Origin of the sequence: Achromobacter xylosoxidans (assembly GCF_014490035.1) — a bacterium.
GTDB lineage: Bacteria > Pseudomonadota > Gammaproteobacteria > Burkholderiales > Burkholderiaceae_B > Achromobacter > Achromobacter bronchisepticus_A.
In genome coordinates this window covers 3,592,352-3,611,677 of record NZ_CP061008.1, presented here as the reverse complement: position 1 = coordinate 3,611,677, position 19,326 = coordinate 3,592,352, and the positions used below count along the sequence as shown (strand labels likewise).

General features: G+C 67.1%; 15 protein-coding genes. 7 read left to right on the top strand and 8 right to left on the bottom strand.

Annotated features, from left to right (window positions below):
• Nucleotides 1-20 precede the first annotated feature (20 nt).
• Nucleotides 21-1,649: an ArnT family glycosyltransferase gene (locus IAG39_RS16820; protein ID WP_059379729.1), complete on the top strand. Its 1,629-nt coding sequence runs from the start codon at nucleotides 21-23 to the stop codon at nucleotides 1,647-1,649.
• A gap of 15 nt (nucleotides 1,650-1,664) precedes the next feature.
• The gene (locus tag IAG39_RS16815) at nucleotides 1,665-2,309 is read left to right on the top strand and encodes a VTT domain-containing protein (RefSeq protein ID WP_118931988.1); all 645 of its coding nucleotides are present in this window, start codon (nucleotides 1,665-1,667) and stop codon (nucleotides 2,307-2,309) included.
• Between the two features lie 80 nt (nucleotides 2,310-2,389).
• Here the strand turns inward: IAG39_RS16815 and IAG39_RS16810 are convergent, their stop codons facing one another.
• Nucleotides 2,390-4,618 (bottom strand): NADP-dependent isocitrate dehydrogenase, encoded by a 2,229-nt coding sequence (locus IAG39_RS16810; RefSeq protein WP_118931989.1) that lies wholly within the window; start codon nucleotides 4,616-4,618, stop codon nucleotides 2,390-2,392.
• Nucleotides 4,619-5,134: 516 nt separating this feature from the next.
• Here IAG39_RS16810 and ilvA point away from each other — a divergent pair.
• Nucleotides 5,135-6,721 carry a threonine ammonia-lyase, biosynthetic gene (ilvA, locus tag IAG39_RS16805; RefSeq protein ID WP_118931990.1) on the top strand — a complete coding sequence of 529 codons (1,587 nt, stop codon included), beginning with the start codon at nucleotides 5,135-5,137 and terminating at the stop codon, nucleotides 6,719-6,721.
• A gap of 10 nt (nucleotides 6,722-6,731) precedes the next feature.
• Here the strand turns inward: ilvA and IAG39_RS16800 are convergent, their stop codons facing one another.
• Complete coding sequence (locus IAG39_RS16800) at nucleotides 6,732-7,667, bottom strand: hypothetical protein (protein WP_118931991.1); 936 nt, start codon at nucleotides 7,665-7,667, stop codon at nucleotides 6,732-6,734.
• Between the two features lie 59 nt (nucleotides 7,668-7,726).
• Complete coding sequence (gene kdgD, locus IAG39_RS16795; protein ID WP_118931992.1) at nucleotides 7,727-8,641, bottom strand: 5-dehydro-4-deoxyglucarate dehydratase; 915 nt, start codon at nucleotides 8,639-8,641, stop codon at nucleotides 7,727-7,729.
• 305 nt (nucleotides 8,642-8,946) lie between these two features.
• Between kdgD and IAG39_RS16790 the strand changes: the two genes are divergently transcribed.
• From IAG39_RS16790 to IAG39_RS16780, 3 genes are all read left to right on the top strand, one after another.
• On the top strand, nucleotides 8,947-9,927 hold the full coding sequence (locus IAG39_RS16790; RefSeq protein ID WP_059379734.1) for a Bug family tripartite tricarboxylate transporter substrate binding protein: 981 nt from the start codon (nucleotides 8,947-8,949) through the stop codon (nucleotides 9,925-9,927).
• Nucleotides 9,928-10,070: 143 nt separating this feature from the next.
• Nucleotides 10,071-10,427 carry a hypothetical protein gene (locus IAG39_RS16785; RefSeq protein WP_124260347.1) on the top strand — a complete coding sequence of 119 codons (357 nt, stop codon included), beginning with the start codon at nucleotides 10,071-10,073 and terminating at the stop codon, nucleotides 10,425-10,427.
• Nucleotides 10,428-10,587: 160 nt separating this feature from the next.
• Entirely contained in the window at nucleotides 10,588-11,745 is a 1,158-nt protein-coding gene (locus tag IAG39_RS16780) for a Fic family protein (RefSeq protein WP_118931993.1), read from the top strand.
• Nucleotides 11,746-11,809: 64 nt separating this feature from the next.
• On the opposite strand, the gene IAG39_RS16775 is transcribed toward IAG39_RS16780, so the two are convergent.
• The gene (locus IAG39_RS16775) at nucleotides 11,810-12,769 is read right to left on the bottom strand and encodes a LysR family transcriptional regulator (protein WP_118931994.1); all 960 of its coding nucleotides are present in this window, start codon (nucleotides 12,767-12,769) and stop codon (nucleotides 11,810-11,812) included.
• 162 nt (nucleotides 12,770-12,931) lie between these two features.
• Here IAG39_RS16775 and IAG39_RS16770 point away from each other — a divergent pair, with 162 nt between their 5' ends.
• Entirely contained in the window at nucleotides 12,932-14,638 is a 1,707-nt protein-coding gene (locus tag IAG39_RS16770) for a thiamine pyrophosphate-binding protein (protein ID WP_118931995.1), read from the top strand.
• On the opposite strand, the gene IAG39_RS16765 is transcribed toward IAG39_RS16770, so the two are convergent.
• The 4 genes from IAG39_RS16765 to IAG39_RS16750 form a co-directional block, all read right to left on the bottom strand.
• Nucleotides 14,626-15,369 carry a class II aldolase/adducin family protein gene (locus IAG39_RS16765; protein WP_118931996.1) on the bottom strand — a complete coding sequence of 248 codons (744 nt, stop codon included), beginning with the start codon at nucleotides 15,367-15,369 and terminating at the stop codon, nucleotides 14,626-14,628. The genes IAG39_RS16770 and IAG39_RS16765 overlap by 13 nt on opposite strands.
• A 16-nt stretch (nucleotides 15,370-15,385) precedes the next feature.
• Nucleotides 15,386-16,378: a Bug family tripartite tricarboxylate transporter substrate binding protein gene (locus tag IAG39_RS16760; RefSeq protein ID WP_118931997.1), complete on the bottom strand. Its 993-nt coding sequence runs from the start codon at nucleotides 16,376-16,378 to the stop codon at nucleotides 15,386-15,388.
• Between the two features lie 187 nt (nucleotides 16,379-16,565).
• Nucleotides 16,566-18,062: an aldehyde dehydrogenase gene (locus tag IAG39_RS16755; RefSeq protein WP_118931998.1), complete on the bottom strand. Its 1,497-nt coding sequence runs from the start codon at nucleotides 18,060-18,062 to the stop codon at nucleotides 16,566-16,568.
• On the bottom strand, nucleotides 18,059-19,309 hold the full coding sequence (locus tag IAG39_RS16750; RefSeq protein ID WP_118931999.1) for a Zn-dependent hydrolase: 1,251 nt from the start codon (nucleotides 19,307-19,309) through the stop codon (nucleotides 18,059-18,061). Before IAG39_RS16750 ends, IAG39_RS16755 begins: the two co-directional genes overlap by 4 nt.
• Between the last annotated feature and the right edge of the window lie 17 nt (nucleotides 19,310-19,326).

Sequence of the window (19,326 nt, the reverse complement as noted above, 5' to 3'; positions counted from 1 at the left end):
TGAACCCTTTCCGGCTCCTCATGCGACTAGCGTCCCGTCCCGAAGCACCTCCGCAGCACATTGCCTCCGTCCAGCGCCGTCTATGGGCGCGCCGCAGTGCCTGGCCCGCCTGGCTGGTGCTGGCTTGCCTGGCCCTGTGGCTGGGGGCGCTGGCCTGGGCGCGCTGGCTGACGCTGCCCGACGAGGGGCGTTATGCCGGGGTGGCCTGGGAAATGCTGCGCAGCGGCTCGCCCATGGTGCCCTTGCTTGACGGCATGCCGTACTTCCACAAGCCGCCGCTGTACTACTGGCTTGCGCAGATCAGCTATGTGCTGTTCGGCGTGCACGAGTTCAGCGCGCGGTTGCCTTCGCTGCTGGGCGCCTGGAGCGCGGGCGCCGCGCTCTACGCCTTCGTGGCGCGCTACCGCAATGCCGCGCAGGCGCGCTGGGCCGTGGTGATCCTGGGCATGATGCCGCTGTTCTTTGGCGCCGCCCAGTTCGCCAATATGGACATGCTGGTGGCCAGCATGATCACCCTGTGCGTGCTGGCGGCGGCCGACACCGCCTTGCGCCGCGCCGCGGGGCGGCCGTTCCGCGCCATGGCGGTGGCCACGGGCGTGCTGGCCGCGCTGGCGGTGCTGGCCAAGGGGCTGATCGGCGTGGCGCTGCCCGGCGCCATCGTGCTGGCCTGGCTGCTGCTGCGCCGCGACTGGCCCGGCGTGCGCGCCTTGCTGTGGGTGCCGGCCTTGCTGGCGTTCGCGCTGGTGGCGGTGCCGTGGTTCTGGCTGATGGAATTGCGCCATCCCGGCTTCTACCAGTACTTCTTCGTCTACCAGCAGTTCGAGCGTTTTTCGCAGGGCGGCTTCAACAACGCGCAACCGTTCTGGTTCTACCTGCCCATCGTGGCGGGGCTGTCGCTGCCGTGGTCGGTGTGGGGCATTTCGATCTTCAAGCCGGCCTATTGGCGCGAGTCCGATCCGCAGGGCCTGCGGCGCCTGATGGCGATCTGGATCGCGGTCGTGATCGTGTTCTTCTCGATTCCCAATTCCAAGCTGATCGGCTACGTGCTGCCGGTGTTCCCGCCGCTGGCGTTCCTGATCTGCGAACGGGTCGCGCCCGCCTGGGCGGCCGGCAAACGGCGCGGCGCCTGGATCGCCGTCGGGGTATCCGCCGTGATCTGCCTGGCCGCGGTCATCGTCGCGTCGTCCAATCCGCGCGGCAGCGCCGGGCCGCTGGCCAGGGAATTGCGCAAGGAAATGCAGCCGCAGGACATCCACATGGCGCTGCATACCTTGCCTTTCGACCTGGGTTTCTATACCCAGGCCAAGGAACCCGCCTGGATCGTCGACGATTGGCAGAACCCCGAGATCCCCAAGCGCGACAACTGGCGCAAGGAACTGTACGACGCCGCCCAGTTCGACCCCGTGATGGGCAAGCGCGTGCTGATCGGCGCCGACGACATGCGCGTGCGCATGTGCGCAGCGGCGGACGGATCGCGCTTCTGGATCTGGGGCCAGGAAGACGACGGCGGACGCTATCCGGTACTCGCCGGCGTGGCGCCGAGGCTGTCCGTCGGGAAGCGGTTCGTCTGGCGCATCGATATCGACGCCGCGTCCCGCCAGCGCATGTGCGCCGGCATGCCGGCGGCGCCGGCGCAGGCCAAACCTTGATTCAAAGATTCGATCATGAGCATTACTGAAGTGTTTTCCTGGCTGACCAGCGAGCAGGGCCTGATGGCGGTGCTGGCGCAGAATTGGGTGCTGGGCACCGCGATCATCGCCGCGGTCATCTTCGTGGAAACGGGCCTGGTGGTGATGCCATTCCTGCCCGGCGATTCGCTGCTGTTCGCCGCGGGCGCGTTCCTGGGGCTGGCCGGCGTCGATCCGGCCATTTCGCTGGCGGCCATCACCGCTGCCGCCATCGCGGGAGACGCGCTGAACTATTCCATAGGATCATCTCGCTGGGGGCAGAGGCTTGCCAGCAGCCGCTGGATCAAGCCCGATCACATGGAGCGGGCGCGCGCGTACTTCGCGCGTTTCGGCGCGATGACCATCACCGTGGCGCGTTTCGTGCCCATCGTCCGGACCGTGGCGCCGTTCGTCGCCGGCCTGTCGCAGATGCCGCGCCGCACGTTCTACACCTACAACGTCATCGGCGGCATCCTGTGGTGCTCGTCGATGCTGCTGGCCGGCTACTGGCTGGGTTCGATCCCGTGGGTGCGGGCCAACCTGCATTGGGTCTCGGTCATCATCATCGGCCTGTCGCTGATTCCCGTCGCGCTTCAGTTCCTGCAGGTGCGCCAGCTACGGCACCGCGAAGCGCAGCGCTAGGCGCGCGCAAAGGAAAAGGCCGGCAGCCCTGGGGCTGCCGGCCTTTTTTTGTTGCCGCGCCGAGGCGCGGCAGCGGAGGCTTAGGCGATCGAGGCCAGGGCCTGGTTCAGCGTGGCGCTGGGGCGCATGGCCTGGCTGGCGAGGGCTTCGTTGGGCTGGTAGTAGCCGCCGATGTCGACGGGCTTGCCCTGGGCAGCCTTCAGTTCGGCCAGGATCTTGTCCTCGCCGTCGGCCAGCGCGCGGGCCGGCGCCGCGAACAGGGCAGCCAGTTCACGGTCGTCGGTCTGCGCGGCCACGGCCTGGGCCCAGTACATGGCCAGGTAGTAGTGGCTGCCGCGGTTGTCCAGGCCGCCGACCTTGCGCTCGGGCGACTTGTTCTCGTCCAGGAACTTGGCGGTCGCCAGGTCCAGCGTCTTGGCCAGGACCTGTGCGCGGGCGTTGCCGTAGCTGCGGCCCAGGTGGTCCAGCGATTCGGCCAGGGCCATGAACTCGCCCAGCGAATCCCAGCGCAGGAAGCCTTCTTCCAGGAACTGCTGCACGTGCTTGGGGGCGGAACCGCCCGCGCCCGTCTCGAACAGGCCGCCGCCGGCGACCAGCGGCACGATCGACAGCATCTTGGCGCTGGTGCCCAGTTCCATGATGGGGAACAGGTCGGTCAGGTAGTCGCGCAGCACGTTGCCGGTCACCGAGATGGTGTCCAGGCCTTCGCGGATGCGCTTGACCGAGAACTTGGTGGCTTCGACCGGGCTCAGGATGCGAAGATCCAGGCCGCTGGTGTCGTGGTCCTTCAGGTAGTGCTTGACCTTGGCGATGATCTGCGCGTCGTGGGCGCGGTTCTCGTCCAGCCAGAACACGGCGGGCGTCTTGGTGGCGCGGGCGCGGGTGACGGCCAGCTTGACCCAGTCCTGCACGGCGGCGTCCTTGGTCTGGCACATGCGCCAGAGGTCGCCGGCTTCGACGGCCTGTTCCAGCAGCACCTTGCCCGAAGCGTCGGTGACGCGCACGGTGCCGGCAGCCGGGATGACGAAGGTCTTGTTGTGCGAGCCGTATTCCTCGGCGGCCTGGGCCATCAGGCCGACGTTGGGCACGCTGCCCATCGTGACCGGGTTGTAGGCGCCGTTGCGCTTGCAGTCCTCGATGACGGCCTGGTAGACGCCGGCGTAGCTGCGGTCGGGGATCACGGCCTTGGCGTCCTGCAGATTGCCTTCGGCGTTCCACATCTTGCCCGAGTCGCGGATCATGGCGGGCATGGACGCGTCGACGATGACGTCGCTGGGCACGTGCAGGTTGGTGATGCCGCGGTCGGAATTCACCATGGCCAGCTGCGGCAGGGTCTTGTAGGCGGCGTCGATGTCGGCGGCGATCTCGGCCTGCTTGTCGGCGGGCAGGGACTGGATCTTGGCGTACAGGTCGCCGATGCCGTTGTTGGGATCGAAGCCGGCTTGCTTGAGCGCGTCGGCGTGCTTGGCCAGCACGTCCTTGTAGAACACGGACACGACGTGGCCGAAGATGACCGGGTCGGAGACCTTCATCATCGTGGCCTTCAGGTGCACCGAGAACAGCACGCCGGTGGCGCGGGCATCGTCGATCTGCGCTTGCAGGAAGGACTTCAGCTTGGCCGTGGACAGCACGGCGGCGTCGATGATCTCGCCGGCCTTGACCGGGGTCTTTTCCTTCAGGACGGTCTTCGCGCCGTCGGCGGCGGTCAGTTCGATCTTGACGTCGCCGGCTTCCGAAATCAGCGCCGACTTCTCGGTGCCGTAGAAGTCGCCTTCGCTCATGTGGGCGACGTGCGACTTGGAGTCAGCCGACCAGGCGCCCATCTTGTGCGGGTGCTTGCGGGCGTAGTTCTTGACCGACAGCGGGGCGCGGCGGTCGGAGTTGCCTTCGCGCAGGACCGGGTTCACGGCGCTGCCCTTGACCTTGTCGTAGCGGGCCTTGACGTCGCGCTCGGTGTCGTTGGCGGGGGCGTCCGGGTAGTCGGGCAGCTTGTAGCCCTGGTCCTGGAGTTCCTTGATGGCGGCCTTCAGCTGCGGCATGGACGCGCTGATGTTGGGCAGCTTGATGATGTTGGCTTCGGGCTGGACGGCGAGGGCGCCGAGTTCCGACAGGGCATCGCCCAGTTTCTGGCTGTCTTCGAGGTAGTCGGGGAAGACCGAGATGATGCGGCCTGCCAGCGAGATGTCGCGGGTCTCGACCGTGATGCCTGCGGGCTTGGCGAAAGCCTGGACGATGGGCAGCAGCGAACGGGTTGCAAGCGCCGGAGCTTCATCGGTGAGGGTATAGATAATCTTCGGAGTAAGAGACATGATCCTTGAATCTGTTCGGCAGGCGCTAGGCGCAAACCCGAACATGCTATGCGGCCAGAAGCCGGTAGATGTTGTCGGAGAGTGGGTTGGTTTGGGCAAGCACGCGGACGCGTCCAGGATTTGGCCGGAAGGCGTATACCCAACATGACCGACGCCTGCCCCTTTTTGATTTGGGAAAGTGCGACTGCCACGAACCTTCCATTGTAATACCGCGCTACGCCTGCTGCGCAGCAAAAAACCGCGGATTCGGCCGGGATGTGGCCATAATGGCGCCAAATTAAATGGGGACGCATTTAATCGGGAGCGCCGGGGCCGGTTGGCCGTTTGACAAAGCGCCGCACAAGGAGGAAGCTACGTCCCCATGAATTTCCGCGCCGTCCGCATTTCGCTGATTATTACCATCATTCCTGGAATGGTGGGTTAGCGCGCGACCGCAACAGTCACAGCCACCCGCCCCACGAGGCGGGTTTTTTGTGGCCGCCTCTGCCGGGCAAGCACACCGAAGCAGAGAGCCAGATGCACCACACCCCGCAAGCCAGCCAGCAAACCGCCGCGCCGACCGCATTCCAGGACGGCCGGGCCTCGCCGATGGAATACCTGAGGCAGATCCTGACCGCACGCATCTACGACATCGCCCGCGAAACCGAGCTGGATCGCGCCCGCGGCCTGTCGGCCCGGCTGGGCAACCCGGTCTACTTCAAGCGCGAGGACAACCAGCCGGTCTTTTCCTTCAAGGTGCGCGGCGCCTACAACAAGATGCGCAACACGCCGCAGGCGGCGCTGGACCGGGGCGTCATCACGGCGTCCGCCGGCAACCATGCGCAGGGCGTGGCGATCTCGGCGGCCAGGATGGGCGTGCGCGCCATCATCGTGGTGCCGCAGACCACGCCGCAGGTGAAGGTGGACGCGGTCAAGGCGCATGGCGGCCCCACGGTGACGGTGGTGCAGGCGGGCGATTCCTATAGCGATGCCTATGGCCACGCCCAGAAGCTGGCGAGCGCGCAGGACCTGACCTTCATTCCGGCCTTCGACGATCCCTATGTGATCGCCGGCCAGGGCACGGTCGGCATGGAGATCTTGCGCCAGCACGCGGGCCCCTTGCATGCCGTCTTCGTGCCGATCGGCGGCGGCGGGCTGGCCGCGGGCGTGGCGACCTACATCAAGGCGGTGGACCCCGGCGTCAAGGTCATCGGCGTGCAGACCGAGGATTCCTGCGCCATGTCCCTGTCGATGCAGGTGGGCGAACGGGTCAACCTGCCCGAAGTGGGCCTGTTCTCGGATGGCACGGCGGTCAAGCTGGTGGGCGAGGAGACCTTCCGCCTGTGCCGCGAATACCTGGACGAGATCATCCTGGTGGATACGGACGCGGTCTGCGCGGCGATCAAGGACGTGTTCCTGGATACCCGCAGCGTGCTGGAGCCGGCGGGCGCGCTGGCGGTGGCCGGGCTGAAGAAATATGTAGAGCGCGAAGGCGTGCAAGGCCTGCCCATGGTGGCGGTGACCTCGGGCGCGAACATGAACTTCGACCGCCTGCGCTTCGTCGCAGACCGCGCCGAGGTTGGCGAGGCGCGCGAGGCGGTCTTCGCCGTGACGGTGCCGGAAGAGCGCGGCAGCTTCCGCCGCTTTTGCAGCGTGATCGGTCAGCGCAGCGTGACGGAATTCAACTACCGCATCGCCGACGCGCGCACCGCCCACATCTTCGTCAGCATGCAGATCTCGCGGCGCGGCGACGCGGCGGAAATCATGACGGCGCTGCAGGAACAGGGTTTCTCCGTCGGCGACCTCAGCAACAACGAAGTGTCCAAGCAGCACATCCGCTACATGGTGGGCGGCCGCTCGCCGCTGGCGGCGGGCGAGCGCCTGTTCCGCTTCGAGTTTCCTGAGCGCCCCGGGGCGCTGATGAAGTTCCTGTCCGAGATGGCGCCCAACTGGAACATCAGCCTGTTCCATTACCGCAACCAGGGCACGGAGTTCAGCTCGGCCTTGGTCGGCATCCAGGCGCCGCTGGCGGACAGCGCGGCGCTGGACGCGTTCCTGCGGCAGCTGGGCTACGCCCATACCGAGGAAACCGGCAACGAGGCCTACCGCCAGTTCCTGATCTGAGCGGGCCAGATCAACCGGGCGCGCAGCCGGGCTTGCGTGGCAGGGTCACGCCCGGCTGCAGGCGCAGCGCGGCGCGTCCCTGCGCCGCCTGCGTCAGCTGCAGGGTGGCGGCGCGCCAGGCCGGCACGTCGTCGAAGGCCACGTCGGGCGCGGCCGAGGACTTGGACTGCGCGTCCGGACGATCGAATTGGATCGCGGGCAGGCGCAGGCAGACATCCTTGAAATCCAGCCGGGCCAGTTCGCGCCCGTCGCTCATGCGCACCGCGCGGAACGCCATCGGAGTGTCCACGAACTTGGTGATGGCCGGCACGATCTGCAGATAGCCGTCGGCGTCCTTGACCCGCTTGGTGGGCTCGATCTCGACCGCGTCCCTGCCTGGCGGTACGGCCAGGTAGGCCACGCCGTCCGCCACGTCCAGCAGCTTGCCCGGCCCCAGGTTCAGGGCGGCGAGCGGCGCGTGGCGGATCATCACGGTTTCGTTCCAGGACGTCTGGACGCGCGTCCAGCCAGGCAGGCGCGCGTCCTCGAAGCGCGTGGTGGCGATGCGATCGCGGTCCGGCTTGGCCGACAAGGCCAGGCGCTGGACCCGCAGCGCGCCGTTGGCCGCGCTCAGCTGCGCCAGCACGGTATTGGCGCTGGAACTGGTGAAGTAGGCCAGCACGGCGTCCGTTTCCAAGGCCTTGGCGGTGGATGCGCAGAAGAACGCGCGGGCCTCGACGCTCTGGCCATCGGGATAGAGCAGGGCGCCGACGTCCTTGCCGCACAGCGGCTTGCCCTGGTAGGTGATGGTGGTGGCGCGGGTGGTCTGCCGCTGGCCGGTATTCCAGTCGCTGCGGCTGCCGGTGGTGGCTTCGACCACCAGGCCGTGGTTGTCGTAGACGACGGCCGCGCCCGCGGGCGCGGCAAGCATGCTGAGCAGAAACGCGAGGTTGCGTCGACGCGCCATAGGCTGACTCCCGGGTGTGGCTGGACCGGTCTATATATACCACCGCCCGGGAGGGCTCCTTACTGCGGGCCGAGCTTGCGGATCAGAGCGCCCAGCATCTCCAGTTCATCGGCCCGCAGGTCGGTCAGGGGCGCGCGCACCGGACCCGCGTCGCGGCCCACCAATTTGGCGCCGGCCTTGACGATGCTGACGGCATAGCCCGGGACGCGGTTGCGGATCTCGAGGTAAGGCAGGAAGAAATCGTCCAGCAGGCGATTGGTGGTGTCATGGTCGCCCGCGGCGATGGCGCGGTAGAACTCCATGGCGGTGCGCGGCACGAAATTGAACACGGCCGACGAATAGACCGGCACGCCCAGCGCGCGGTAGGCGGCGGCGTAGACCTCGGCCGTGGGCAGGCCGCCCAGGTACGAAAAGCGGTCGCCCAGCTTGCGGCGGATGCGCACCATGGCTTCGATGTCGCCCACGCCGTCCTTGAAACCCACCAGGTTGGGGCAGCGTTCGGCCAGTTGCGCCAGGCTGTCGGCCGACAGGCGCGACTGCGCGCGGTTGTAGACGATGACGCCGATATCCACGGACTTGCAGACCTGTTCGACGTGCGCGGCGATGCCTGGTTGCGAGGCTTCGGTCAGGTAGTGGGGCAGCAACAGTATGCCTTTGGCGCCCAGGCGCTCGGCCTCTTGCGCATAGGCGATGGCCGTGCGGGTCGGGCCGCCAGCGCCGGCCAGGATGGGGACCTTGCCCGCGCAGGTCTGCACCGCGGTGCGGATCACGTTCGCGTATTCCTCTGGCGCCAGCGAAAAGAACTCGCCCGTGCCGCCCGCGGCGAACAGGGCGGTCGCGCCGTAGGGGGCCAGCCATTCCAGGCGCTGCGCATAGCCCCTGGCGTTGAAGTCGCCGTTCTGGTCGAAATCGGTGACGGGAAAGGACAGCAACCCTTCCGAAACGATGTGCTTGAGTTCCTGCGGGGTGGTCATGTTGCGTTGATCCGTATGGGGGCGTCATCGAACGGCAGGAGTCTGCCGGTAGCCTGGTTAAGAGGTAAGTCATCGTACAACATGAAATGCCCACTATTCAAGCAAAGGCCGCTGAGAAAATTGGATTTATAGGTGCATACCCGGTAAATGAATATTTCGCTTCCCAACAATAATTTCATAGTTGTACGATGACATAGGCAGAACATATGCGGCAGGCGCAGGCGCGCGCGGCGGCCAATCCGAAGAGGTTGTCCCGGAGAGCCCGGGCGCAGCGTCCGCCCGCAAGACATTCCAAAGGAGACTCCATGAACCCAAGCAAGAGACAGTTCCTGGGCGGCGCCGCGGCGCTTTGCCTGTCGCCGTGGCTACCGGCATGGGCGCAGCAGCCGGGCGACTGGCCGACGCGCGCGGTCCGGATCATCGTGCCTTACCCGCCCGGCGGCTCGTCGGACATCATCGCCCGCATCCTGGCGCCGCGCCTGGCCGATGCCCTGAAGCAGACCGTGGTGGTCGAGAACAAGCCCGGAGCCAATGGCAATCTGGGCGCAGGCCTGGTGGTGCAGTCCGCGCAAGAGGGCCATACCGTGCTCTTGTGCGACGTAGGGGCGCTGGCGATCAGCCCGTCCGTTTACACCAAACTGTCTTTCGATCCATCCACGGATTTGCGCGCGGTCGGCATGCTGGCCTATTCGCCGCACGTGCTGGCCGTGCATCCCGACGTGCCGGCCAAGACGGTGCCGGAACTGGTGGCCTTGTCCAAGCAACAGCGCCTGAACTTCGCCGTGACCGCCATCGGCAGCGCGCCGCACCTGGCTGCCGTGGCCGTGCAGCAGGCCACGGGAGCGAAATGGGAGTACGTGCCCTACAAGGGTGGTTCGCAGGCGGTGACGGACACCATAGGCGGGCAGACCCAGGTCATCATGAACGGGCTGCTGGCCACGCTGCCCCACATCAAGGCCGGCAAGCTGCGGCCGATCGCGATCTCCAAACGCGAGCGCATGCAGCTGGTTCCCGACATTCCCACCATTTCTGAACAAGGCGTGGCCGGCTTCGAGTCCGGCACCTGGCAGGGAGTGATGGCGCCCGTGACCACGACCGATCCCGTCGCCATCCGCTTGTCGGAACTGATGGCGCAAATCGTCAACCAGCCGGACGTGAAGGCGCAGCTGAACGAACAGGGCGCCGAAATCGTTACCCGCAATCCCGCCGAACTGGCGCAGTTCTTCAACAGCGAGCGCGCGCGCTGGGCCTCGGTAGTGAAAAGCGCGGATATCCGGCTGGATTGACGCCGGGCCTGTCTGGACAGGCCCTCAGGCGCGGGGGCACACTGGAATCATCCCGCGCCCGCCCAGGCCCCGGCGCGACGCGGGGCCGGGCCGAGGGACGCTATGCGGCGCCCGGCCGCAGACCAGGGGCAGGGCACGCAGCCATGAAAATCCTTGGTGCAGTCGCGCTGCTGGCGGCCGCCTGGGGGCAAGCCGTCGCGCAAGGCGCCGGACCCGCCATTCCCCAACCCCCGCCTTCGGCCCGCGTCATTCCCGATGCCTGCGTTGGGGCTTCCTGTCCCCGGCTGGTCAATCCGGGCGCTACCCAGGAACCCTGCCTGGGCACCGGTTGCGCCACCGCCGGCAGGCCGCCCGGCCCGCCCGCGCCGCCTTCCAGCGGACCGAGCCACCAGCCCGGCTGGGTAAGCCCTGCGCCGTCCCGCCTGCCGCCGATGCCGGCGCAGCGCGGCGTGCCGACGGGGCCGCTGACGCCCGCGCCCCCGTTGCCGGTACCGCGTTGATGTTTCCGGATCGCGCCATCATGGCGGCAGAAAAAACGGTAGAAAAAAGGGTGGAAAGAGCGGAATTTAAAGTGCTTGATTTAGCAATTCATACACCAATTATTTAACAATATTAGTCGGTTAAAATGCGGGGAATCGGAAAAAAAACCGGAAATAATATATGTACGATTCTCCGCAACAGTTCCTACCCTTGATGCCCGCTGTGCACATGCTCGTCCCGTACTTGGAACGAGCAGCCAGCATCGTGTATCGGGCCGCCGAGCTGAGCGGATTTGCACATCCCAACACCCGGGGGGCGCTGCAGGATCTGCTTCGCAGCATGAATTCGTATTACAGCAACGGGATCGCGGGGCAGGGCACGTCGCCCAGGAACATCGATGCAGCCCTGCGTCAGGAGTTCTCGGACCGCCCGGAAATCGCGCGGCTGCAGCGCATTGCCGTGGCCCATATGGACGCGGAAAGAGAAGTTGAAGAGCAGGCGGCGCGGGTTTCGCCGTTGAATGCGGATTTCGTCCAGATCGCCCACCGTGCGCTATACGGACGCTTGGAGTCCCATGACCGGACAACCAAGGACGGGCTGGTCGTGGAACCGGGAACACTGCGGGAGATCGACGTCACGGTTGGCCGCCATAGCCCGCCAGCCTGGCAGTCATTGCCACAATTCATGGAGGCCTTTACCTCTCACTACGGCAGGCAATGGACCAACGAACTCCGCTTGATCGCCATCGCTTGCGCGCATCAACGCATGGCCTGGATGCATCCGTTTGCGGATGGCAATGGTCGGGCCACGCGACTGCAAACGCATGCCGCCATGTGGCCTGTCACCAGGGGACTTTGGTCCGTCAATCGTGGATTGGCGCGTGGGGTGCAGGATTACCACGGTCATCTGGCCGCTGCGGACGCGCCGCGTCAAGACGATCTTGACGGCCGGGGCAACCTTACGCAAACAGGTTTACTGCTGTGGATCGACTACTTCCTGCGCGTGTGCGAAGAGCAGGTTGACTATACGTCCCGCATGCTGGCGCTGAACTCGATGAAGGAAAAGATCAAGGCGTCCGTTCTGATTGAAACCGCGAAAGGACGGCTGCGCGCAGAGGCTGCCTTGCCGATCTACCACCTGTTCGCGGCGGGGCCGGCCACGCGGGGCGAGTTCATTCAGATGACTGGCCTGGGCGAACGCACGGGCAGGTCCTTGCTGGCGGCCGCCTTGAAATGCGGATTGGTTGCCTCCGACACCTCCCACGCGCCCGTCAGATTCGCCTTTCCGCTGGACTCGCTGCCGATTCTGCTGCCGGCGCTCTACGGCGCTGAAGAGTAGGCGCGGGCAGTTCCGGATTGGGCCTGCGCGTCAGGGCTAGGCTGAAACGCAGCGGCCGCCAAGCTCACGCGGACACGGCGCGTGCATCCGCCATCCGCATATACGAGCGGTAAGGCTCCGCCTCAACCATGTCCCGCAGCAATTCACGCAGAATGTCCTGCACGATTTTCACCGCCTGCGTCAGCGGCCGGTTCGATGCGGTGGCCAGCATCAGGCGGGTGGACAGGGCGGGATTGACGATCCTGCGGGCGACGAGCTGGCCGCTGTTCAATTCGCCCACTACCGCGGGCAGGGCCAGCACCGTGTGGGCCAGACCGTTCAACACGATTTCCTTCATCAGTTCCAGCGCGTCCATTTCGAACACGACGTTCAAGGGCGCGTCGGCCTGCGCGGCCGCCTGCTCCAGCGTGCGGCGCAGGCCGTGGCTGCGCGTGGGCAGCGCCAGGGGCAGATCAACCAACTGGGCGAAGTCGATGGAGGACAAGGCCCGCGCGGCGGGCGACAGGTTCTGTACGGGCGATACCAGCGCCAGGTCCAGCTCGGCCAGGGGATCGACCACCACATGCTGGGAACGCCGCGCGTCATGCAGCACCGCGATGTCGACGCGGGCGTTGGCCAGCCATTCATGCACGTAGCCGCTATAGCCCGTGATGACGTTGAGCTGGATGCGCGGATGGCGCTTCCAGACTGCCGCCACCAGCGGCATGCCGACCATGTGGGATAGCGTGGGCGTCAGGCCCAGCGTGACCTGGCCGGAGGGCGACTTCTGCTCGTCGTGGAATTCGGTCACGACCCGCGCCATCTGCGCGAGCAAGGGGCGCAGGCTATCCAGCAGCTTCTCGCCTTCCGGGGTCAAGGACACGCCGCGGCCATTGCGGTAGAGCAGGGCGCAGCCGCATTCGTCTTCCAGCTTCCTGACTTGGCGGCCCAGCGCCGATTGCGCGATGCCCAGCACCGAAGCGGCCTTGGAGAAGCTGCCCGAGTCGGCCACGTGGATCAGGTTTTCGATCTTGCGCAGGTCCATCGCGATGTCTCGCCGCCGGCGCTTGCGGGCGGCTCCTCCTTGTGTGCGTTTTTTGTATATCTGATAGGCACAGTATGCCTACATGGCCCGCCGCCAGCCACCCTAGAATTCCTGCGTATCAGACCCGCGCCTGCGCGCTAGCCCCTAGGTTTACGGCCATCCATGACACCCGCTTCCGAACTGAACACGTCTTCCCACGCCTTGCTCGGGGTCTTCGCCCGCAACGGCATCGACCGCGTCTTCCTGGTTCCCGGCGAAAGCTATCTGGGCGTGCTCGACGCCTTGCATGATTTCCCGGGCATCGATGCGGTGACCTGCAGGCACGAAGGCGGCGCGAGCTTCATGGCTTGCGCCGACGGGCGGCTGACGGGCCGCCCTGGGGTGGTCATGGTGTCGAGGGGGCCGGGCGCGGCGAATGCGGCCATCGGCGTGCATGCCGCGCAGCAGGACGGCGTGCCCCTGATCCTGCTGATCGGCCAAGTCCCGCGCAAGGACCTGCGCAAGGAGGCCTTCCAGGAAATCGACTACCAGAAGATGTTCGGTTCCATCGCCAAATGGGTGCACGAGGTGGCGGCGCCGGAGGACGTGGCCTGCGCCGCATTCAAGGCGCTGCGCGTCGCAACTTCGGGCACGCCGGGGCCGGTGGTCCTGGTGGTGCCGGAAGACGTGCAGCAGGCGCGCGTGCCGCAACCGGATTGGGTCGCGCAGCCGGCCAGTCCGGCGCAGCCCGCGCCCGCCACGTTGCAGCGGCTGCAGGCGTCGTTGGACGCAGCCCACAAGCCGCTCATCATCGCCGGTGGCGCATTCAATGCGCCGGGCGGCCGCGACGCCTTGCGCCAATTGGCCGAACGGCACGGCATACCGGTGGCGGTATCGTTCCGCCAGCATGACATCTTTCCCAATACGCACCCGCTCTACGCGGGCGACCTGGACCTGGCGACGCAGCCCGCGCAGGTCGCGGCGTTCGATTCCAGCGATCTCATTCTGACCCTGGGTACGCGCCTGGGCGATATCACCACGCAGGGCTACACGTTCCCCGGCTACCCGCGGCCTTCGCAGACGCTGGTGCATTGCCACGTCGACGCCCATATCGTGAACCAGCATTTCGCGGCCGACGTCGGCATCGTCGCCGATCCGGTGGCCACCGCGCAGGCGTTGGCGGCTCTGCCTGCGACGGGAAACGCGGCGCGCGGCGATTGGGCGGCGTCCTTGCGTGCCATCCGAGAACGCTCCGCCGCCTGGCCGGATCCAAAAGCCGATGATGGCGTGCCCTTCGTGTCGGTGGTGCGAGCGCTGGCCGAACAGGCGCCGCCGGACGTCATGGTGTGCCTGGACGCGGGCACCTTCGCCGCGCCGGTGTACCGCCATTTTCCCTTCGTCTACCCGCAACGGCTGATGGCCTCGCAGTCGGGCGCGATGGGGTACGGCACGCCGGCGGCGATTGCCTCGCAGTTGCGCCATCCGCAAAGCAAGGTCGTGTGCCTGGTGGGCGACGGCGGCTTCCTGATGACCGGCAATGAAATGATGGCCGCCGCCGAGCGCGGACTGCCGGTGCTTTTCATCGTGTCCAACAACAATTGCTATGGCTCCATTCGCCTGCATCAGGCGCGCACCTATCCCGGGCGGTATGCGGGCACCAATCTCGCCAGTCCCGATTTCACGATGATGGCGCGCGCCTGCGGCATGCAGGCCGAGTACGTCACCCATCCGGACCAGGTGGCCGCGGCCATCGCGCGCGGGCTGGGCTCGGCCGTTCCGTACTTCCTGGAGGTCAAGACCAGCCTCGCGGCGATCCTGCCGGAAGGCGCGGGCAGCGCGGCCGGCATCGACCTCCTGGGGCGGGGCCAGGCAAGGACTCAGTCGCGATAGCCGGGATCCTTCCTGTCCATCAGGCGCAGCATGGCCGGCCATTCCAGTTCGCCGAAGGGGCGGCGCGTGGTCGGCTGGTACAGGTGCCAGGTCTTCTCGATCACTTCCGGCGGCGGGACGCAGAGTTCGCGGTTGGCGGCCAGGGCATCCACCTGCGCCTTGCAGGCCATCTCCAGCCAGTACAGCGTATTGAATGCCTGCGCGATGCTGGGGCCGGCGGCCAGCAGGCCGTGGTTGCGCAGGATCATCGCCTCGGATTGGCCCAGGTCCGCCACCAGGCGCGCGCGCTCATCCAGGTCCAAGGCCACGCTTTCGTAGTCGTGGTAAGGAATCTTGGCGAAGCGCATGGCGGTCTGCGTCAGCGGCAGCAAGCCGCATTGCAGCGCCGACACCGCCATGCCGGCGCGCGTATGCGTATGGATGACGCATTGCACGTCGTGGCGGGCGCCGTGCACGGCGCTGTGGATGACGTAGCCGGCCGCATTGATGCCGTACTCGCCCGGATTGTGCAGCACGTTCCCGTCCAGATCTATCCTGACCAGGCTGGATGCGGTGATCTCGTCATACATCATGCCGTAGGGGTTGATGAGCAGATGTCCCTCCGGGCCAGGGATGCGCGCGGTGATGTGGTTGTAGATGAGATCGCTCATGCCGAAGTGGGACACCAGCCGGTAGCAGGCGGCCAGTTGAATGCGGGTGTCACGCTCAGCGGGGCTCATGGTGCTATGCATGGTTCGGGTCTCCGGTTCAGTCGCTGGCTTTGACGTTGAAATCGCGGACTACCTTGCCCCACGATTCGTATTCGGAATTCATCAAGGCGCCGAACTCGGCGGGCGTGGCGGTGGTGCGGACCTGGGCGCCCAGGTCCGCCAGCTTGTCGCGCACGGCCGGATCCGCCAGCACGGCGTTGACCTCGGCGGCAAGCTTCTGCTGGATCCCGGGCGGGATGCCGGCGGGCGCGATCAGGCCCAGCCAGGCGCCCATGTCGAAGCCGGGGTATCCCTGTTCGGCGACGGTGGGCACATCCGGCAGGCTCGCGACCCGTTGCGGCGTGCTGACGGCGATCGCTTTCAGGCGCCCGGCTTTCACCAGCGCCAGCGAGGACACCATGGTGTCGAAGGTGGCGTAGGTGCGCCCGCCCACGATGTCGGTCTGCGCCTGGCTGCTGCCCTTGTAAGGCACGTGGATCATGCTGGCGCCGGCCTTGGCCAGCAGCACCGAGGTCACCAGGTGGCTGGTGGTGCCCACGCCTGTGGTGGCGTAGGTGTACTGGTTCGGTTTGGCCTTTACGGCCGCGAGAAAGTCCTGCAGGTTGTTGGCCGGATTGTCCGGACTGACGACGAACAGATAGGGCAGCCAGGTCAGCAGGCCGATGGGCGCGAAGTCCTTTCGCGCGTCGTAGTTCAGGTTGGGATAGACGTGCGGGTTGATGGCTTGCGGCGCGGATGCGCCGATCATGAGCGTATAGCCGTCGGGCTTGGCCCGCGCGCCCAGGCCGGCGGCGATGGAGCCGCCCGCGCCGGGCTTGTTCTCGACGATGAACTGCTGGCCCAGGCGCTGCGCCAGGCGGTCGCCGACCATGCGGGCGACGGTGTCGGTGGCCGTGCCGGGCGGAAATCCGACCAGGATGGTGACGGGTTTGGAGGGATAAGGGGCTTGCGCCCAGGCCGGCCCGGCCGCGGTCCAGGCCAAAACGCCCAGCATGGCTGCCAGCGCGGCTCGCCTTGTCGCATTGCGCATCGTAGTCTCCAGTCATTGTTCTGATGGCGGGAGAGCGCCTGCGCCTGCCCGCAACGGAACCGCGGTGGGCAGCCCGTCGCTGTTCAAGGTCGCACAAGGGGCCACCGCCTTCAATGGCACTGGCGGCCAAGCAGATAACGCGAAATGGCAAGGATGGCGGACGCCGCGCAGGCGTCCGCCCCGGGGATCAAGCCGTCAGGCTGATCCAGGTGGTCTTCAGGTCGCTGTACTTGTCCAGCGCATGCAGCGACTTGTCGCGGCCGAAGCCCGATTGCTTGACGCCACCGAATGGCACGGTGATGTCGCCGTCGGCGTAGCAGTTGACCCAGACCAGGCCCGCGCGCAGGCGGCGCGAGAGGCGGTGGGCGCGCGACAGGTTGGCGGTCCAGAGTCCGGCGCCCAGGCCGTAGATCGAGTCGTTGGCCAGCCGCACCGCGTCGTCTTCCGTGGCGAAGCGCTGCGCGGCCAGCACCGGGCCGAAGATCTCCTCGCGCACCAGGCTGTTGTCCTGGCCGGCGCAATCGAAGATGGTCGGTTCGATGTAGTAGCCGCCCGTGTCGCCGCGGGCCTGGCGGCCGCCCATGCGCAGGCGCGCGCCCTCGGCGGAGCCCGCTTCGATGCGGGCCAGCACGCCGCGCATCTGGCGTTCGTCGACCATGGCGCCCATGGCGGTGGCGGGGTCCAGAGGATCGCCCGGCTGCAGTGCGGCGGCGTAGTCCGCGACCTTGGCCATGAAGGCGTCGTAGATGCCGTCCTGCACGTACAGGCGCGAACCCGCGATGCAGACTTCGCCCTGGTTGGAGAAGATGGCCAGCGCCGCGGCCTGGGCGGCGCGGTCCAGGTCGGGGCAATCCTCGAACACGATGTGGGGAGACTTGCCGCCGCACTCCAGCCACACGCGCTTCAGGTTCGATTGTCCCGAGTACTCCATGAAGCGCTTGCCGGTGGCGGTCGACCCGGTGAAGGCGATGGAGTCCACGTCGGGATGCAGGCCCAGCGCCTGGCCGGCCTGCGCGCCCAGACCGGGCACCACGCTGAATACGCCGGCGGGAATGCCGGCTTGCTCGGCCAGGGCCGCCAGCCGGATGGCCGACAGCGAGGCCTGTTCAGCAGGCTTGAGGATGACGCTGTTGCCGGCCGCCAGGGCCGGCGCGACTTTCCAGGCGGCCATCATCAGCGGATAGTTCCACGGCACCACCGCCGCGACCACGCCCAGCGCTTCGCGCGTGATGGTGGCCAGCGCGTCCGGGCCGGTGGGGGCGATCTCGTCGTAGATCTTGTCGATGGCTTCGGCGTACCAGGCGTAGCAGCGCGCCGTCTCCGGCACGTCGAAGGCCAGCGCATCGCGGATCGGCTTGCCCATGTCCAGCGTTTCCAGCAGCGCGAGTTCCTCGCGGTGCTCATCGATCAGCGCGGCCAGGCGCAGCAGATGCTGCTTGCGCTGGCGCGGCGCCAGGCCGCTCCAGACGCCAGCCTCGAAGGCGCGGCGGGCGGCCTGCACGGCGCGGTCCACGTCGGCCGCGCCGCAAGACGCCACGTCGGCCAGCTTGCGCCCGTCTATCGGGCTGGTGGCGGGGAAGGTGGCGCCATCGGCCGCGCCGCAATAGGCGCCATCGATGTAGGCCTGGCCGTTGAAAGCGAGCGCGGCGGCGCGGGCGCGCCAGTAGGCGGCGTCCTGGCTCATGAGCGCACCTCCTGGGCGTTGGCGCGCGCCACCATGGCGTCGAGCAGTACATTGCAGCCGGCTTCCAGGTCGGCGGGCTTGGCGTCCTCGATCTCGTTGTGGCTGACGCCGTCCTTGCAGGGCACGAAGATCATGGCGGTGGGGGTGACGGCGGCCATGTAGACCGCGTCATGGCCGGCGCCGGTGACGATGTCCATGGCGGCCAGGCCGCGGCGCGCGGCGCCGTCGCGCACCTTGCCCACCAGGTCCGGGTCGAACGGGGTGGGCGGGAAATACTGCACGTGCTTCACGTCCACTTCCACGTTGTGGCGCTGGGCGATTTCGGCGCAGACTTCGTGCCAGCGCTGGTCCATGCGGGTGAGCGTGGCTTCGTCCTCGTGACGCAGGTCCGCCGTGAAGCGCACCTGGCCCGGGATGACGTTGCGCGAACCGGGGTGCGCGTAGATCTCGCCCACGGTGCCGCGGCCATGCGGCTGGTTGCCGTTGGCAATGTCCACCACCGCCTGCAGCAGGAAGCTGGCGGCATACAGCGCGTCGCGGCGGATCGGCATGGGGGTGGGGCCGGCATGCATTTCCATGCCGGTCACGGTCACGTCGTACCAGCGCAGGCCGAGCGATCCGGTCACCACGCCGACCACCTTTTCCTCGTGCTCCAGGATCGGGCCCTGTTCGATATGGGCCTCGAAGTACGCGCCCACCGGACGGCCGCCCACGGGGTCCGTGCCGGCATAGCCGATGGCGGCAAGCTCGTCGGCCACCGACTTGCCGTCGCGGTCGGTGGCGGACAGCGCCACTTCCAGCGGGAACTTGCCGGCGAATATGCCCGAACCCATCATCACGGGCACGAAGCGCGAGCCTTCCTCGTTGGTCCAGATGGCCACTTCCAGCGGCGCTTCCGTGACCACGCCATGGTCGTTCAGGCTGCGCATGACCTCCAGGCCCGCCAGCACGCCGTAGCAGCCGTCGAACTTGCCGCCGGTCGGCTGCGTGTCGATATGGCTGCCGGTCATGACCGGCGGCAGGTCATTGTTGCGGCCGGCGCGGCGGGCGAAAATGTTGCCCACCTGGTCCACGCGCAGCGTCATGCCGGCATCGCGCATCCAGCCGGTGACCAGGTCGCGGCCCTGGCCGTCCAGCGCGGTCAGCGCCAGGCGGCAGTTGCCGCCCTTGGCGGTGGCGCCGATCTGCGCCAGGTCCATCAGCGACTGCCACAGCCGCTGTCCGTTGATCGAGATAGTCGTCGTCATGGTGGAGTCCCTCTGTG

What these genes read in the sequence shown, in the direction of transcription:
- IAG39_RS16760 (WP_118931997.1), bottom strand. Translation starts at nt 16,378, where the DNA reads ATGCGCAATGCGACAAGGCGAGCCGCGCTGGCAGCCATGCTGGGCGTT.
- IAG39_RS16780 (WP_118931993.1), top strand. Translation starts at nt 10,588, where the DNA reads ATGTACGATTCTCCGCAACAGTTCCTACCCTTGATGCCCGCTGTGCAC.
- kdgD (WP_118931992.1), bottom strand. Translation starts at nt 8,641, where the DNA reads ATGACCACCCCGCAGGAACTCAAGCACATCGTTTCGGAAGGGTTGCTG.
- IAG39_RS16790 (WP_059379734.1), top strand. Translation starts at nt 8,947, where the DNA reads ATGAACCCAAGCAAGAGACAGTTCCTGGGCGGCGCCGCGGCGCTTTGC.
- IAG39_RS16800 (WP_118931991.1), bottom strand. Translation starts at nt 7,667, where the DNA reads ATGGCGCGTCGACGCAACCTCGCGTTTCTGCTCAGCATGCTTGCCGCG.
- ilvA (WP_118931990.1), top strand. Translation starts at nt 5,135, where the DNA reads ATGCACCACACCCCGCAAGCCAGCCAGCAAACCGCCGCGCCGACCGCA.
- IAG39_RS16820 (WP_059379729.1), top strand. Translation starts at nt 21, where the DNA reads ATGCGACTAGCGTCCCGTCCCGAAGCACCTCCGCAGCACATTGCCTCC.
- IAG39_RS16815 (WP_118931988.1), top strand. Translation starts at nt 1,665, where the DNA reads ATGAGCATTACTGAAGTGTTTTCCTGGCTGACCAGCGAGCAGGGCCTG.
- IAG39_RS16765 (WP_118931996.1), bottom strand. Translation starts at nt 15,369, where the DNA reads ATGCATAGCACCATGAGCCCCGCTGAGCGTGACACCCGCATTCAACTG.
- IAG39_RS16770 (WP_118931995.1), top strand. Translation starts at nt 12,932, where the DNA reads ATGACACCCGCTTCCGAACTGAACACGTCTTCCCACGCCTTGCTCGGG.
- IAG39_RS16750 (WP_118931999.1), bottom strand. Translation starts at nt 19,309, where the DNA reads ATGACGACGACTATCTCGATCAACGGACAGCGGCTGTGGCAGTCGCTG.
- IAG39_RS16810 (WP_118931989.1), bottom strand. Translation starts at nt 4,618, where the DNA reads ATGTCTCTTACTCCGAAGATTATCTATACCCTCACCGATGAAGCTCCG.
- IAG39_RS16785 (WP_124260347.1), top strand. Translation starts at nt 10,071, where the DNA reads ATGAAAATCCTTGGTGCAGTCGCGCTGCTGGCGGCCGCCTGGGGGCAA.
- IAG39_RS16755 (WP_118931998.1), bottom strand. Translation starts at nt 18,062, where the DNA reads ATGAGCCAGGACGCCGCCTACTGGCGCGCCCGCGCCGCCGCGCTCGCT.
- IAG39_RS16775 (WP_118931994.1), bottom strand. Translation starts at nt 12,769, where the DNA reads ATGGACCTGCGCAAGATCGAAAACCTGATCCACGTGGCCGACTCGGGC.